Raw genomic sequence first — 16,358 nt, 5'->3', positions numbered from 1 at the left:
ATCTTTACACTAGGCGAAAGATTGCTTCGTCGTGCCTCCTCGCAATGACGCTGAGGCCAAAAACCTTACACCGAAAAATAACTCGTCAATTCTTCCAAAGTTTCCTTAGAAGTCACCAAATCCTTTTCCACCACGCCTTTATTCAACGCAATAATCCTATCCGAGATCTCCACCGTATGCGACAAATCATGACTCGAAATCAAGATCGTCAAATCCTTTTTCTCCATCAATCCCCTGATCATATTCTTCAACCTGAACTGCGAACTAGGATCCAGATTCGCAAAAGGCTCATCCAAGATCAACAGTTCCGGTTTCCCGATCAATGCCCCAACAATCCCCACCTTCTTCTGATTCCCTTTCGACAGATCCCGTATAAACTTCTTCTTCCCCAAGATCTCCCCATTGAAAAATTCCTCATATGTTCCTACCTGCGCATCCACATCCTGTTTCGACAAACCCTGCAGGTCCCCCAGAAAATAAAAATATTCCTCCGCAGTCAAATACCCGATCAGAAAACTCTCATCCACAAAACATCCCGTAAAATCCTTCCATCGCTCACTCTCATTCACCTTCACCCCATTGATACTCACCTCTCCAGTTGAAGGTTGAATTAGATCCAACATCAAACTGAACAAGGTTGTTTTCCCAGCCCCATTATTCCCTACCAATCCTACACTCTCCCCTTTTTTGATATCCAAGCTCTCTACGCCCAACACCCTAACCCCATTATATACTTTTGATAAATTTTCTATATGTATCATCTTTACAATCTTTAAAATCCAATATAATTATAAAACCATTAATCCTTTTGCGTGAAGCCTTCCAGCATCACATAACGCTTCTCCACGTACATCTCCGCGATCCCTTTGATGATGACTTTCCGCAACAACAAGCCGATCAATCCTAAAGCGATCAATACCAGGTTAGCCGTATTCTGATCCTTTAGGAAAGAAACGCCGAACCAAATTAAGGTTGGAGCCACTAACAAAGGAATCCCCACCAACCACTGGGCCGCTCCGATTCCCTGATAATTGAAGGCACTACCGGCCGACAGATCGATCCGCTTTTTATTATAAGCCCCAAAAAACAATATCACCGGAACATTAACGCCCACGTTATAAATCGCACATGCAAAATTGGTATATACTTTATCCCAACCAAAATATAGATAAGGTGTACTCAAGACCATCAAAATCAATGCTGAACCATACATCAAAACTGCTTTCGATTCCAAATATTTTTCCATAGTGATTGGTCTTGTTCTTAATAAAGGAAAATAGGAACTGTCCCAAGCCGGAATATACTGTCCGAAATTGATGATAAAGATCCCGGTGATCATCACCCCTACAAACACCATCATGTTGCCCCCATCAAACTTAGGATTGGTATAGAAGAACAAGCCATAGGCCAGAAAGGCCAGGCTCAACCATAGTGCAGATTTGGTTCGTTTATTTCTCCAGATCAGTTTGAGGTCCAGTTGCAGGAAGGGTGCAAGCGCACCAAACCTACTAGTCCAACTCAGATCTGAAGCCCCGGAAAACCCTTGTTTTTCTTCCATATACGCATCCAGGTAGAGATTTTCCTTCAGATCCTTATAGGTTACCCAATAGGAAACAACCGCCAATAAGACTGGGATCAGGCAAAGGATAGGATATTGGAGTATCAAATCGAAAAAGGAGCCAAATAAATTACTGATGGAATAAATGGCAAAATATTCGATCGCATACAGTCCAAGGCAGATGACAATAAATGGGATCAGGGCTTTCAGGTTATTGGAAAATCTTTTCTGAACCCAAAAGATAAAAAAGTTGGAAGAATAAACTATTCCTGCTACAGCAATCAACCAGGCCAGCATCTGCAGCAAGCTGATACTTTGCATGTGGTAACTGTAAATGGCAAAAGGCACAGCTGTCACCAAGGTCAGGAAATTATAGAAGGAATAGCTGGTTTTTGCCAACAGAAAATGCAGGATATTCTTGCGGGTTATCCTTTTGGTGAGTAAGGGTTTGATGTCCATGACCGGAAGATTCTGCAGGAGAAACCGCATCACAAACTCCCCCACAAACCACAGCAACAAAAAACCATTCACCATTTTAATAGGCTGCTCACCGGGGTAAACCTCCTCCATGATCGGATATAAAGCAATCCCCAACCCCAAAAAGCTGACAAGAAAATAAACAGCCAAGAAGCCCAAGAATATTTTTACCCCCAAACCTCTACCCAAATTGGCAGATCGAAAAAAGGATTTCCATTCTAACTTCAATAAACGAAAAAACATAAGCGTAGGTTATTTAGTCAATATTTTATTTAAGATAGTTATTTTATAGAGTTAGTTCCTAATCTGGGACATATGTTACAAATAAACTTATTTAGTTCATGGTCTAAGTAGGGTAAAGGCGATATGTAAGTAGGATTTAAGTGTCTTTTAGCACTTACACCTCACTTACATCTCCCTTACACCTCACTATCAACTCGAAGCGATCTCGAAGACAATATTGGTAAATCTTTACCTATATCCAGCCGAATGAAAACAAAAAAATCCCGTTATGCTCGCACAACGGGATATACTTCAGGAAAATCCTTTTATAATTTCAGAATTACCTTTTTAAAAAGGTAATTCAGGATTAATCTTCCAATAAGAATGGGTAACGGTAATCCGTATCCGGATTGAATGTTTCTTTGATTGTTCTTGGAGAAACCCAACGTAATAGGTTGATCATGGAACCCGCTTTATCGTTTGTACCAGAACCTCTAGCACCACCGAATGGCTGCTGTCCTACTACTGCACCTGTACATTTATCATTGATGTAGAAGTTACCTGCTGCATTACGTAAATAATGAGTCGCTTCTTCAACTGCATAACGATCCTGCGCAATGATAGATCCTGTTAATGCATAGATCGAAGTAGTATCTACCAATTTCAAGGTATCTTCCCATTTTTTGTCATCATAAACGTAAATGGTCAATACTGGACCGAACAATTCTTCGCTCAATGTTTCGTAATCACCTTTTTTAGCGACAATAACCGTAGGGTTGATGAAGTATCCTTTAGATTTATCATAATCACCACCAATAACTACTTCCGCGTCTTTAGATTCTTTTGCACGGTCGATGTATTTTGTGATCTTATCAAACGCTTTCTCATCGATCACCGCATTGATGAAATTGCTGAAGTCTTCCGTTCCACCAATTCTGAAGGATTTGATGTCTCTTTCCATCATTTTCTTCAACTCTTTCCACAACGATTTCGGTACATAAGCACGAGAAGCCGCAGAACATTTTTGTCCTTGGTATTCAAAAGCACCACGAACCAATGCCGTGTTCAACACTTCGATATCCGCAGAAGGGTGAGCTAAGATAAAATCCTTACCACCTGTTTCACCAACAATACGTGGATAGGTTTTGTACAAGTGGATGTTCTCACCGATCGTTTTCCAAATGTCCTGGAATACGCCCGTAGAACCTGTAAAGTGGATACCAGCGAAATCAGGGTGTTTGAAGATTACATCTCCAGCATCCGGACCTGATACATAAACCAAGTTGATTACCCCATCAGGTACGCCCGCTTCTTTGAAGATCTGCATCAACACATTTGCCGAGTAGATCTGTGCATTGGATGGTTTCCAAACCACCACGTTACCCATCATCGCCGCACTAGTCGGTAAGTTACCTGCAATTGCAGTAAAGTTGAATGGCGTCAGCGCAAATACAAATCCTTCCAACGGACGTTGCTCTACCCTATTCCATACATTCTTCGGGCTGATCGGCGGTTGTTGCTGATAGATTTCCGACATGTATTTCACATTGAATCGCAAGAAATCAGCGATCTCACAGGCAGAGTCAATCTCCGCTTGGTAAGCGTTTTTAGATTGGCCTAACATCGTTGCCGCATTCAATTTGTAACGGTATTTGCTAGAGATCAATTCGGCAGCTTTCAAGAAGATCGCAGCACGTTGTTCCCATGGAAGGTTTTCCCAAGCCGATTTAGCAGCCAAAGCTGCATCAATTGCATCTTTTACATGCGCTTTTGTTCCTTGGTTATAATATCCCAACACATGTTTGTGATCGTGTGGAGGCGTTAATTTTACTTTTTTACTCGTAGTAACCTCTTCCGAACCAATATACATAGGTACATCAATTTCTGTTGCACGAGCGGCAGCGATAGCTTCTTTTAACAAGCTTCTTTCTTTACTTCCTGGAGCATAAGAATATACCGGCTCATTGGTTGGAGTAGGTACATTAAAGAATCCTTTTAACATAGTTCTATATCCTTTTTTATCTATTTATATTCTAAAAAAAATTTTTCGCACTAAGTTACGCATATTATCAGGCATTTATATAACATATTCGGACTTATCATTAACATATTTTAGCTAAAGAGGGCGGGATGAAAGCGCCCTCCTTAGCTAAAATATGTTAATGATAGATAATAGATGATAGATTTGAGATGATAGACCTTGGGTGTGTTAATAGGGTGAGGTAGTGGGGCGTGGTTGTGGAGCCGCGTCATTGCGAGGAACGAAGCAATCTTTCCGCATGTCATGCTGAGCGCAGTCGAAGCATCTACATTTGGTACCCGTTCAGATCCTTCGACGAAGATCAGGATGACAAAGTCCAAAGATTGCTTCGTCGTACCTCCTCGCAATGACGCAGTACCTCCTCGCAATGACGGGAAAGATGCAAAAAAAAAGCGGACAATATCTGTCCGCTTTACCATATCTATTAGCTAATGTCTATTATCTAATGTCTATCATCTAATATCTACGCAGCGAAGAAGTAATGCTGCGTGCGCAGCATTACTTCTTCGCTGCCGCGTAACGCTCTGCTACTGCATCCCAGTTCACAACATTGAAAATAGCATCAAGATAAGCTGGGCGTTTGTTCTGATATTTTAAGTAATAAGCATGTTCCCATACATCAATACCAAAGATTGGTGTACCTTGAACCTCTGCTACATCCATCAAAGGGTTATCTTGATTAGGCGTAGAAGTAACCGCTAATTTACCATCTTTACCAACGATCAACCAAGACCATCCAGAACCGAAACGGGTTGCACCAGCTTCTTGAAGTTTTTTCTTCAATTCATCAAATGAACCGAATGTTTCATTGATTGCATCGGCTAATTCACCAGTTGGTTCACCACCCGCGTTAGGACCTAAAACTGTCCAGAACAATTGGTGGTTAAAGTGACCACCACCGTTGTTACGAACAGCAGCTGGGTACTTAGAAATATTCGTGATGATATCCTCTAATGAAGCATTTTCCGCGTCTGTTCCTGCGATTGCTTTGTTTAAGTTATCTACGTATGCTTGGTGGTGACGGTCATGGTGAATTTCCATGGTTTCTGCGTCAATATGTGGTTCTAATGCGTTGTTAGCGTAGGGTAACGCTTCTAATTGAAATGCCATAATATTATTATTTTTGATGTTATTAATTTATGTACGAATATAACAATTAATGCCCGGTATAGTTTGCTTTCGGGCCTTAATTATTGGTCGATTCATCGTTTTTGACGAAAAAATGATGTCATCAATTCTGCACATTCTTTTTCCAGTACACCGGAAACAATGGTGGTCTTTGGATGGATGATTTTATCCTGAATAACGGAATACCCTCTTTTGATATCCTTGGCTCCATAGACAATTTTGCTGATCTGCGTCCAGTAACTGGCACCGGCACACATCACACAAGGTTCAATGGTGACATATAAGGTACAATCGCGCAGGTATTTTCCGCCCAGGAAATTGGCAGCAGCCGTAAAAGCCTGCATTTCGGCATGCGCCGTTACATCATTCAGTTTTTCGGTCAGGTTATATCCTTTACCAATGATCTTTCCATTGGCCACAACAATGGCACCTATTGGGATTTCATCCTCTTCGGCTGCCCGCTTGGCCAATTTTAGGGCTTCCATCATGTACTGTTCATCCACATTGGGAACAGCAGCTAAAGGATCATCTTCAAAATTATAGATCTTCATTATATTAATTTGGAGCCATTGGGAACAGGACGTTCGACAGTGGTTAGGATGATATCACCGTTTTCATCGGCAAAGCCGGTTACCAGGCATTCGGACATGAAGTTGGCAATTTGTTTCTTTGGAAAATTAACTACTGCCAGCACCTGTTTTCCAATCAGTTCTTCTTTGGAATAATGGGCAGTGATCTGCGCAGATGATTTCCTAATTCCGATTTCAGGCCCAAAATCTACCTCCAATTGGTAGGCTGGCTTTTTGGCTTTCGGAAAATCAAGGGCGCTCCTGATCGTTCCTACCCGTAAATCCACCTGTTCAAAATCCTCCCAGGAAATCAGTTTCTCCGACATCTTACAAGCGGTTGGAATCCAAGTCCACCATTTCTTTTGATAAGGTGAAAATGACGTAATCAATATTTCTATTAAGACGAACAGCCAGGCGTTTTAAAAGTTCATCCTCTTGACCATCCTGAAACTGCAGATCCTCTTCAGTTAAGGTATTATACTTTCTTTTTAATTTTAGTTTTAGAACTGGCCAATCTTTCGCCTGAATCTTGAAATTATACATGAGTTTAACGCTTATTTGATAAAATCTTACTACTTTAGTAATTGGAAATAGTAAATATATTAATTTTTTAATATGAAAAAAATCATACTAGGAGTTGCTGCATTGCTATTCTGTGTGCAGGCCAGTCAAGCTCAATTATTACCGAGCTTAAAGTTAGGTGTTAAAGGGGCATTGAATTTCTCAAGCCTAAAATCAGATGGAAAATGGTTAAACTCAGACACTAAGACCGGGTATCAGTTGGGTGTTTGGGGACGTGTTGGAGCAGCCGGATTCCATGTTCAACCGGAGCTGTATTATACCCAGAAAAAAGCAGGTTTTAAGGACCAAGAAAATAATGAAGAAGGGGAAGCTACATTAAAAAGCATGGATCTTCCGATTTTATTGGGAACCAAGATTGGATTAGGGCCTTTGGGCGTGCGTATTCAAGCTGGACCGGTATTTTCCTTTGCCCAAGATGGTAAAGTGGATTTCAACAGCGCAACAGATTTTGAGAACTACAAAAAATCTTCTACAGGAATCATCGGCGGTATTGGTGCAGATATCAAAAGCATCACGATCGACTTGCGTTATGAGCATGGATTGAACAACATCAGTCAAGAAAGCAATAGGAGCCAGAAGATCAGCATGTGGTCTATTGGTCTAGGATATTCCTTTTTATAGAAAAGGCTCAGGGCAGGTGTAGGCATAGCCCTTCATCACCTAAAAAAACAACAATGGCTAGATTTGTTATCAAATCTGGCCATTGTTGTTTATAAAACATTAGAACCATTCTAAATTAGTGGAAATTTGAACATAATTCCGTGTTATGTGTCACCAATTGAATAGATTTGCGAAACTAAATTAAATTCATAGTAATAATGAGTAAATCAAAGCCAGTATTAACATCTTCATTAGGGAAGAAACTAATCATGAGCTTGACAGGATTGTTCTTATGTACGTTCTTAATAGTCCATTTGATTGGTAACTTACAACTATTTAAAGATGACGGGGGATATGCGTTCAACAATTATGCATATTTCATGACCCACTTTACCCCAATTAAAGTAGTATCCTACTTACTTTACGCTTCTATTATCATCCACGCAGTTTATGCCTTGATCTTAACGCTTAAGAACAAGTCGGCACGTCCTATTGGTTACAACCAGTATGATGGCAAGGCAAATAGCGCTTGGAATTCTCGCAACATGGGAATCTTGGGTACTGTTCTATTAGTTTTCATTGTTACCCACATGCAAAACTTTTGGTACCAATACAAATTCGGTACGACTCCCTATGTGGAGTACCACACGGAATTGGCAACTGGAAACAGGGAGACCATCTTTGCTGAAAATGTACCTGCAGACTACACAGGTTATGTAACTTATGTAAACGATGGTATCGAAACGGTAAAATCTAAGGATCTTTACAAGCAGGTAGAAGTGACATTCCAGAACCCATTATTGGTAGGATTATATGTTTTAGGAATGGCAGCATTGTCTTTCCACTTGATCCATGGATTCCAATCGGCATTCCAAACGATCGGTTTCAACCATAGACGTTACAATGGAATCATCAGAGGCTTAGGCGTTTGGATCTTCGGTATCATCATCCCGATCCTATTCGCATCCATGCCATTGTATTTTTATTTTGTTAAATAGGTTATTTACAGATTCAGCTTTCGCGAGATCTACTAAATAAATAAGAGAATATGTTAGATTCAAAAGTACCTGCAGGCCCATTGGCCGAAAAATGGTCAAAACATAAATTTGATATGAAGCTGGTTAACCCGGCCAACAAACGTAAATTTACCATTATCGTTGTTGGTACCGGATTGGCTGGAGCTTCAGCTGCGGCTTCTTTAGCCGAACTAGGTTACAATGTAAAGACTTTCTGTTACCAAGATTCACCAAGACGTGCGCACTCTATTGCAGCGCAAGGTGGTATCAATGCAGCAAAAGATTACCAAAACGACGGTGACTCTGTTTTCCGTCTTTTCTACGATACGATCAAAGGTGGTGACTACCGTGCTCGTGAGGCAAACGTATACCGTTTGGCACAGGTATCTGTAAACATCATCGACCAATGTGTGGCTCAAGGTGTTCCTTTTGCCCGCGAATACGGAGGTTTATTGGATAACCGTTCCTTCGGTGGTGCGCAAGTATCCCGTACCTTCTACGCACGTGGTCAAACTGGACAACAATTATTGTTAGGCGCTTATTCTGCTTTGAACCGTCAGATCCAAAAAGGAAAAGTAGAATCCTACACACGCCATGAAATGTTGGACATCGTTAAAATCAATGGCGAAGCAAAAGGGATCATTACCCGTGACATGGTTACGGGAAAGATCGAATCCCATGCTGGACATGCGGTATTATTATGTACTGGTGGTTATGGAAACGTATTTTTCCTTTCAACCAATGCCATGGGCTGTAATGTTACAGCAGCTTGGAGAGCACACAAACGTGGTGCATTCTTCGCTAACCCATGTTATACACAAATCCACCCTACCTGTATCCCAGTAACGGGAGACCACCAATCAAAATTAACGTTGATGTCGGAGTCTCTACGTAACGACGGACGTGTATGGGTTCCAAAAACTATTGAACTTTCGGAAAAACTTCGCAAAGGCGAAATCAAACCTAAAGATATTAAAGAAGACGATCGCGATTACTTCTTGGAAAGAAAATACCCTTCCTTCGGTAACTTGGTACCACGTGACGTGGCATCTCGTAATGCGAAAGAAATGGTCGATGAAGGACGTGGTGTTGGTAAATCGGGTGTAGCGGTATTCTTGGATTTCGCGGATGCGATCAACCGTTTAGGTAAAGATACAGTAGAAGCGAAATATGGTAACTTGTTCGACATGTATTACCAAATCACCGACGAAAACCCTTATGAGCAACCAATGCGTATCTACCCTGCGGTACACTATACCATGGGCGGTGTTTGGGTTGACTATAACCTAATGACTACGGTTCCTGGTTTATACTGTTTGGGAGAAGCTAACTTCTCGGATCACGGCGCGAACCGCTTAGGTGCTTCGGCATTGATGCAAGGTCTTTCTGATGGTTACTTTGTAATCCCTTATACAGTTGGAGATTACTTAGCAAAAATCGGAAACTTCAATCCAGTTGACCACAATAATCCTGCTTTCGAGCAAACTCGTAAAGAGGTGGAGGATTATGTCAATAAACTATTATCCTTGAAGGGTAGTAAAACTGTAGATGATATCCACAAGAAATTAGGCCACATTATGTGGGAATACTGTGGAATGGCTCGTACAGCAGAAGGATTGACCAAAGCAAAAGGATTGATCCAGGAGCTACGCAAAGAGTTCTGGTCTGATGTATGTGTTCTTGGTAAGAACGAAGAGTTGAACATGTCCCTTGAAAAAGCGGGTCGTGTAGCTGACTTCTTGGAACTTGGAGAACTAATGGTTGTTGATGCCCTAGAACGTAATGAGTCTTGTGGTGGTCACTTCCGTTTGGAATCACAAACAGAAGACGGAGAGGCAAAACGTGACGATGAAAACTACGCATACGTAGCAGCTTGGGAATACAAAGGGGAAAACCAACCTGAAGTATTGCACAAGGAAGAGTTAGTATTCGAAAACGTTAAGTTAACACAAAGAAGTTATAAATAAGCGATAGGCGCGTCCTATTGTTACTCAATATTACAATTATGAGTGGACATTTAAATTTAACGCTAAAGATTTGGCGTCAAAAAAATACAAACGATAAAGGTCAATTCGTAACCGTTCAAGCGAAAGACATCGCAGATGATATGTCCTTCCTAGAAATGTTGGACGTGGTAAACGAAGATTTAACCCGCAAAGGCGAAGACCCTATATATTTCGACCACGACTGTCGCGAAGGTATCTGTGGAATGTGTTCCTTAGTGATCAACGGACGTCCGCATGGTCCTAAATACGGCATCACCACCTGTCAATTGCACATGCGTTCCTTCCATGATGGGCAAACTATCGTGATCGAGCCTTGGCGTGCAGCAGCTTTCCCAGTATTGAAAGATTTAGCGGTAGATAGAACATCATTTGACCGCATCCAACAAGCTGGTGGCTATGTAAACATCAATACTGGTGGTGCGCAAGATGCAAACAACATCCTAATTCCTAAACGTGTAGCAGACGAGGCTTTCGAATCGGCTACCTGTATCGGATGTGGTGCTTGTGTGGCGGCGTGTAAAAATGCTTCTGCGATGTTGTTCGTATCGGCAAAAATATCCCAATTCGCCTTGTTGCCACAAGGACAGACCGAACGTTATGAGCGTGCTCAGGCGATGGTTGACCAAATGGATGCTGAAGGCTTCGGTAACTGTACAAACACAGGAGCTTGTGAAGCGGAATGTCCAAAAGGTATCAAATTAACGAATATCGCAAGAATGAACCGTGAATACTTCACCGCGAAATTCTTCCGTCAAGAAGATGTTCACGCTTAGTTAAAACGGTACATCTTTATAAAGTCCTCGCAATAAATATTGCGAGGACTTTTTTATTAATTATATTTACGGTCAGATTATAGCTGAATGGGTAATAAAATACGGATTCTACTTTTGATTTTAACGGTTTCCTTCTTGGTAACCGCAATTACCATCAACAATATCGTCACCAAAGATGATATGTTGGAATTGGACACTCGAACGGTGGCCAACAACATTCACGATTATGAAGATATGGTGGATGATATTTTCAACGATGAAAATATCATGAAAGCCTTCTCCAATGTAGAACTCTATCCAAGCCAGGTATTGGAATTCACGGAAAAGCAGTCAGAAAAAAACCGCTTGTATTTTTACATCTACAAGGATAATAAACCAGTTTTTTGGAGCAATAACCATTACGTCCCAGTTACAGACAAAGGGCTTCAGACGGATGTGTCTTTTCACAAGGCCGATAATCGGGCATATGTGGTTAAGCGGAAGAAACTAAACGAACGTATGACCGTGCTGAGTTTAATTCCGGTGAACACCAATTTTCCCTTCAACAACGAATACCTCATCAATATATTTTCCACTAAATTGATCAGCACGAACAATTTGGAAGTGGCAGAATATAATGACAAAGAAACGGTCAAGAACATCTACAGTAAGAATGGATCCTATTTATTTTCCGTAAAACTGAAGGAAGGTAAACAGGACAACCTCTACATGACCATACAGTTCATCTGTTGGGTATTTGCTTCTATCTGTTTTATCATTCTTGTAAACAATATATGTCTGATGTTGGCGAAAAATGGTAGACCCTGGTTTTCCATCTTATTCTTTGCCATCACGCTAGCCTTAACAAGGGTGGTCGATCTGAACACGAACTGGTTGAGTGCGCAATCTTCCATGGGGCTTTTTGACCCAAAATATTATGCCTATAGTCCGATATTGCCGAACTTATGGGCATTCTTTATGACGACCATCAGTGTGGTCTGGTTGGTATTCTACATCCGTTCCATCCAACCTTACCTCAAGATCCCTTTACGGAAATTATCGCCCTACTTGATCAATACCTTGGCATTGCTGGGTATCCTGAGCATTTATATCATCAGTAATCTGTTGTTCTTTCACCTTTCAACGTTGATTACCAATAGTTCGGCCGTAACTTTAGACCTGACGAATCTATTATCCTTTAGTCAGTATAGCTGGTTGAATATCCTGATCATGTGTATCAACATGGTCATCCTTTTATATTTTATTGATTCTATTGTTGGGATTATAAAATCCATACTGCCCAATACAACCTCCTTTCTGAACATACAATTGATCGCCTTGGTATCAGCCATTATCATCAATGCGTTGATTATTGGGGAGAACACCTTTTTCAACATCTTTTTGGCAGGTGTGATTATGTTACGGGCCTATAGTAAGGTTCGCGTAAGCCTCACCATGTCTACCTTTATCCTTACCTTGGTATTCTTGGCCTTCATGACGACTTCGGTCTATATGCGGAGCTTACATGATAAGATGGAGCGGGAGATGAGAATCACGCTGAACCAATTAGAAGCCGAGGATGACCTGAACGCCACCGCATTGTTTGTGGATATGGAGCAAAGGATAATTCAGGATAATCAACTGAGAAAGTCCTTGACCTATATGCTCCAACAGCAGGATAGGGAAATCCTGAATACAACTAGCATTAATAATTACCTTAAGGCAAATTATTTCAGTGGCTACCTTTCCAAGTTTGAATTCAATTCCTTCTTCTACCTGAATAATGTGCCATTGGAGAATTATCCGAACGATAAGATTGAGGAATATCGGGAAAAGGTAATCAACAAATCGACCAAGGTTCCCCAAACCGAGCATTTTTATCGTTTACGGAGTGAACTGGGGACACATGAATATTTTCTTCAGTTTGATATCCCATTGGAAGGAAGGGAAGATGAAACGGTTCAGGTCTTTTTGAACTTCAAGAATAGAGCATTCGGAACTGCCCTACCCTATCCTGAGATCCTTGTTGACAGCAAGATCGAATTCATTCGAAATTACCATATCAATTCCTCCTCCTTTGCGCTTTACCGGGATGGTAATCTTTTGACCCAGAATGGTTCTTTTACCTATCCGAATAAAGACACAAACTTTGGCGGAGAAATCCAACAATACGAGAATATCGAGGATTTCAATGGCTATTTCCATGTGGTCTATAAACCCGACCAGCATTCTACTTTGGTAGTCAGTTCACCATTGATGACCTTCTGGCAATCGGTGGCTATTTTTTCTTTCCTTTTTCTGTCCTTGTACATCTTTTTCCTTTTGTTCAATACGGTTCGGTATATTACTTCCACGATTGCCCAAAAATCGTTCAACTTTTTAAGTATAAAGTACCATTTCAAATTGATCATCAACAGGATACAGTACAGTACCAGGATTCAAACGATGATTGTTGGTGTGGTGATTTTTGCCGTTGTCATCTCGGGATTTATTTCCTTTATCAGTATCAATAGGCAATTTGAAAAATCGAAGATCCAACAGCGGCAGGCCTATATCTTAGATGTGGTCAAGAAAATCGAAAACAGATTGGAAACAACCTGGGAAGATTCGGAGGCCCAAATCCGAGAGATTGTAAGACAACTATCGGAGACCACGGTTACCGATTTCAACCTATATGACAAGAACGGGAAGTTACAATTTACGACCCAATCACGGATCTACGACACCAACCTACTTTCCAACTTCATGAATCCATTGGCGTTCAATGCACTCAATGTAGCCAAGAAAACAGATGCCTATATTCCTGAACGGATAGTACGGTTCAACTACAACGCCAGTTATGCTACCATCAGGAACAACGACTTTAACACGTTAGTGTTTTTGAGCATTCCATATTTCACCTCTCAGGAGGAAGAAAATAGGAGTCAGAACCTGTTATTGAATACCTTATTGAATATCTATACCATCATTGTATTGGGGATGGGTTTTGTGACGGTATTGGTTGCCAATTCCATTACCAAACCATTGAGTTTAATCGGACGAAAATTGTCGGAGACTATTTTCAGTAACAAGCCCAATGAACCACTATATTGGGAGCGGGACGATGAAATTGGTGCATTGGTGAAGGAATATAACTTCATGATCGTGAAGTTAGAGGAGAATGCGAAACAACTGAAGAACACAGAGCGGGAATATGCCTGGAGAGAAATGGCCAGACAGATTGCACATGAGATCAAGAATCCGTTGACACCGATGAAATTAGGAATTCAGATGCTTTCGAGGAGCTATAGTGAAAATGACCCTCGATTTGAAGAAAGGTTCCATAAGTTTTCCAATTCCTTTATTGAGCAGATCAATAGTTTATCGCGGATTGCGACAGAGTTTTCGAATTTCGCGAAACTTCCGGATACGGAATTAGCTAAGATCAATATCATTGAGAAGATCAATAAGTCTGCGAATGTTTTCCATAATAGCCATAATACGTACATTAAGGTAATCAATAATACGGAAGATGAGCATATCTGGGTATATGGGGATAGGGATCAATTATTGAGGACCTTTAATAATTTAATTAAAAACTCCATTGAGGCATCTATTACGAGGAAGAAACATTTGATCAGTATTATTCTGGAATATCCTGATCAGGAACATGTGAAGATTACGGTAAAGGATAATGGAATGGGTATTCCGGCGGAGGTATTACCAAAGATTTTCCAACCTAATTTTACAACGAAAAGTTCCGGAACGGGATTGGGATTGGCATTTGTGAAGAAAACGGTGGAGTCTATGAAAGGGGATATTACGTTTAAGACTTTTGAAGGGATAGGAACTACTTTTACGATTGTCCTGCCTTTGTTCAAGGACTCGGATATGGAGTAAAATTCGGGATAGCGCGGAGGAATTGTGAAAGTTTACGTCATTGCGAGGAGGCACGACGAAGCAATCTTTTCACTAATCGAAAGATTGCTTCGTTCCTCGCAATGACGGGCCGTTCCTCGCAATGACGGGAAATCAATTAATTATATCCTTCGTTCTGCCCCAGCTCAGGGTTTACCGATCGCTCTCCATATGGAACTGGATAAACCAATTTTGGTGAATTATAAGGCAAAGTCCCTATATTCCTTTTTGTTCTTTTCAGGTCATGCAATCTATACCCTTCAAAAGCCAGTTCAAAAGTTCTTTCCTGCAGCACATCCTCCAAGGTAACCGCGGCCAAATCATCTAATCCTGCGCGTTTCCGTAGCAGATTAATATCATCCAGCGGAGCTGCCCCAACACTACTATTCAACCTTACGTTACATTCCGCACGGGTTAGATACAGTTCCGTCAACCTCACGATAGGGATATTATCAAAATACCCATACCATTTCTTCGTAAACCACCCTGATTTCGCGCCATTTCCATCATAGATCATTTCGGTCCTTCTCTTATCCGCAGGATCGTAGGTCTCATAAAAGGCGTCCTGGATATTCAAATCCCCACGTCCAACCAAACCGCCGGTATTATTCACATAAGAGGCGAAAAAAGTAGTAAGTCCATCATTGGAGGTTCCAGCATTACTCTGTTCATTCTGACGAATTTCAAATACCCCTTCCGAAGAATTCTTCACTCGGAATGGGGCTTCGAGATTATCTGTTAATGTATAATCCCCACTACTGATAACATCATTCGCTTGGGTCAATGCTTTTCCATAATCCTGTTGTTGTAGATATAATCTCGCCAACATGCCTTTTGCTGCATAAAGATCAGCTGGAGAATCGCCTAACATGCCTATAGCAGCGGTCAGATCATTTTCAGCCTGTTTATAGACATCGGCCACTGAACTTCTGGTTGCTCCATATTGTAGATCAGGAAAGTTTTTGACGGATTTTAGAAATATAGGCACGGAAGGGGTACTATTGGCACCACCAGCTTCATAAGGCAATCCATATAACCTGACCAATTCAAAATACATGATTCCACGTACAAATAGGGCCTTACCATTGATAATGGATTTTTGAGTAGGGTCGCTAACCACTCCCAAAGCTTCAATGACGGTATTACAGGCATTGATGGCGCGATAAGCATCGGTCCATGTACGGGCTACATCCGCATTGGTCGAAATGATGTTCTGTGAAGCAATCTGCCTGAAGGTTCCAAAAGAGCCTGTCCATTGCACATAGCCTGGGCTGGCATAGATTTCAGGTACCATCACTAAATTTGTTCCGTATAAAGAGCCCCTAGCAATAATGGTGTAAGCACCAACCACGGCATTATTTACGTCATTGGCAGTTTCTAATGCTTCATCTGTAGGGATTTCACTATGTGGGGCCAAATCCAACTTCTTCCCACATGATGATAAAGTCAATGCAAGGGCAAGAAAGGAATATGATAATATGTGTTTCGTTTTCATAATAATAACTGTTAA

13 protein-coding genes are annotated in these 16,358 nt (G+C 41.1%); 5 read left to right on the top strand and 8 right to left on the bottom strand.

The window, feature by feature from the left end; genetic code table 11:
• Positions 1-65 precede the first annotated feature (65 nt).
• The 7 genes from VJ786_RS01610 to VJ786_RS01580 form a co-directional block, all read right to left on the bottom strand.
• Positions 66-761 (bottom strand): ABC transporter ATP-binding protein, encoded by a 696-nt coding sequence (locus VJ786_RS01610; protein WP_134776289.1) that lies wholly within the window; start codon positions 759-761, stop codon positions 66-68.
• 38 nt (positions 762-799) lie between these two features.
• A complete protein-coding gene (locus tag VJ786_RS01605; RefSeq protein ID WP_134776290.1) occupies positions 800-2,278 on the bottom strand; it encodes a DUF5687 family protein in 1,479 nt (492 codons plus the stop codon).
• 346 nt (positions 2,279-2,624) lie between these two features.
• Positions 2,625-4,259 (bottom strand): L-glutamate gamma-semialdehyde dehydrogenase, encoded by a 1,635-nt coding sequence (gene pruA, locus VJ786_RS01600; RefSeq protein WP_099365430.1) that lies wholly within the window; start codon positions 4,257-4,259, stop codon positions 2,625-2,627.
• Between the two features lie 537 nt (positions 4,260-4,796).
• Entirely contained in the window at positions 4,797-5,408 is a 612-nt protein-coding gene (locus tag VJ786_RS01595; RefSeq protein ID WP_099365431.1) for a superoxide dismutase, read from the bottom strand.
• A 92-nt stretch (positions 5,409-5,500) separates the two neighbouring features.
• Positions 5,501-5,977: a nucleoside deaminase gene (locus VJ786_RS01590; RefSeq protein WP_099365432.1), complete on the bottom strand. Its 477-nt coding sequence runs from the start codon at positions 5,975-5,977 to the stop codon at positions 5,501-5,503.
• Positions 5,977-6,321 carry a tRNA-binding protein gene (locus VJ786_RS01585; protein WP_134776291.1) on the bottom strand — a complete coding sequence of 115 codons (345 nt, stop codon included), beginning with the start codon at positions 6,319-6,321 and terminating at the stop codon, positions 5,977-5,979. The genes VJ786_RS01590 and VJ786_RS01585 overlap by 1 nt, the downstream gene beginning before the upstream one ends.
• A gap of 1 nt (position 6,322) precedes the next feature.
• Entirely contained in the window at positions 6,323-6,538 is a 216-nt protein-coding gene (locus VJ786_RS01580; protein ID WP_099365434.1) for a hypothetical protein, read from the bottom strand.
• A gap of 72 nt (positions 6,539-6,610) precedes the next feature.
• On the opposite strand from VJ786_RS01580, the gene VJ786_RS01575 reads away from it, so the two are divergent.
• The 5 genes from VJ786_RS01575 to VJ786_RS01555 all read left to right on the top strand — a co-directional run bounded on the left by VJ786_RS01575 (position 6,611) and on the right by VJ786_RS01555 (position 14,830).
• The gene (locus VJ786_RS01575; RefSeq protein WP_099365435.1) at positions 6,611-7,198 is read left to right on the top strand and encodes a porin family protein; all 588 of its coding nucleotides are present in this window, start codon (positions 6,611-6,613) and stop codon (positions 7,196-7,198) included.
• 197 nt (positions 7,199-7,395) lie between these two features.
• Positions 7,396-8,175, top strand: coding sequence for a succinate dehydrogenase cytochrome b subunit (locus tag VJ786_RS01570; RefSeq protein ID WP_099365436.1), 780 nt, complete (start codon positions 7,396-7,398; stop codon positions 8,173-8,175).
• A gap of 50 nt (positions 8,176-8,225) precedes the next feature.
• Positions 8,226-10,160, top strand: coding sequence for a fumarate reductase/succinate dehydrogenase flavoprotein subunit (locus tag VJ786_RS01565; RefSeq protein WP_134776292.1), 1,935 nt, complete (start codon positions 8,226-8,228; stop codon positions 10,158-10,160).
• Positions 10,161-10,198: 38 nt separating this feature from the next.
• On the top strand, positions 10,199-10,972 hold the full coding sequence (locus tag VJ786_RS01560; protein ID WP_134776293.1) for a succinate dehydrogenase/fumarate reductase iron-sulfur subunit: 774 nt from the start codon (positions 10,199-10,201) through the stop codon (positions 10,970-10,972).
• 87 nt (positions 10,973-11,059) lie between these two features.
• Entirely contained in the window at positions 11,060-14,830 is a 3,771-nt protein-coding gene (locus VJ786_RS01555; RefSeq protein WP_134776294.1) for a sensor histidine kinase, read from the top strand.
• Positions 14,831-14,966: 136 nt separating this feature from the next.
• Here VJ786_RS01555 and VJ786_RS01550 read toward each other — a convergent pair whose 3' ends face one another.
• Complete coding sequence (locus VJ786_RS01550; RefSeq protein WP_134776295.1) at positions 14,967-16,343, bottom strand: RagB/SusD family nutrient uptake outer membrane protein; 1,377 nt, start codon at positions 16,341-16,343, stop codon at positions 14,967-14,969.
• Between the last annotated feature and the right edge of the window lie 15 nt (positions 16,344-16,358).

The organism is Sphingobacterium tenebrionis (assembly GCF_037126265.1).
GTDB classification, from domain to species: Bacteria; Bacteroidota; Bacteroidia; order Sphingobacteriales; family Sphingobacteriaceae; genus Sphingobacterium; species Sphingobacterium tenebrionis.
The sequence above is the reverse complement of the archived record's forward strand: the minus strand, read 5'-3'. Positions and strand labels throughout refer to the sequence as shown.

Bases quoted from the DNA above. Each gene is read 5' to 3' on its own strand.
- VJ786_RS01610 (WP_134776289.1), bottom strand. From the start codon at position 761: ATGATACATATAGAAAATTTATCAAAAGTATATAATGGGGTTAGGGTG.
- VJ786_RS01605 (WP_134776290.1), bottom strand. From the start codon at position 2,278: ATGTTTTTTCGTTTATTGAAGTTAGAATGGAAATCCTTTTTTCGATCT.
- pruA (WP_099365430.1), bottom strand. From the start codon at position 4,259: ATGTTAAAAGGATTCTTTAATGTACCTACTCCAACCAATGAGCCGGTA.
- VJ786_RS01595 (WP_099365431.1), bottom strand. From the start codon at position 5,408: ATGGCATTTCAATTAGAAGCGTTACCCTACGCTAACAACGCATTAGAA.
- VJ786_RS01590 (WP_099365432.1), bottom strand. From the start codon at position 5,977: ATGAAGATCTATAATTTTGAAGATGATCCTTTAGCTGCTGTTCCCAAT.
- VJ786_RS01585 (WP_134776291.1), bottom strand. From the start codon at position 6,321: ATGTCGGAGAAACTGATTTCCTGGGAGGATTTTGAACAGGTGGATTTA.
- VJ786_RS01580 (WP_099365434.1), bottom strand. From the start codon at position 6,538: ATGTATAATTTCAAGATTCAGGCGAAAGATTGGCCAGTTCTAAAACTA.
- VJ786_RS01575 (WP_099365435.1), top strand. From the start codon at position 6,611: ATGAAAAAAATCATACTAGGAGTTGCTGCATTGCTATTCTGTGTGCAG.
- VJ786_RS01570 (WP_099365436.1), top strand. From the start codon at position 7,396: ATGAGTAAATCAAAGCCAGTATTAACATCTTCATTAGGGAAGAAACTA.
- VJ786_RS01565 (WP_134776292.1), top strand. From the start codon at position 8,226: ATGTTAGATTCAAAAGTACCTGCAGGCCCATTGGCCGAAAAATGGTCA.
- VJ786_RS01560 (WP_134776293.1), top strand. From the start codon at position 10,199: ATGAGTGGACATTTAAATTTAACGCTAAAGATTTGGCGTCAAAAAAAT.
- VJ786_RS01555 (WP_134776294.1), top strand. From the start codon at position 11,060: ATGGGTAATAAAATACGGATTCTACTTTTGATTTTAACGGTTTCCTTC.
- VJ786_RS01550 (WP_134776295.1), bottom strand. From the start codon at position 16,343: ATGAAAACGAAACACATATTATCATATTCCTTTCTTGCCCTTGCATTG.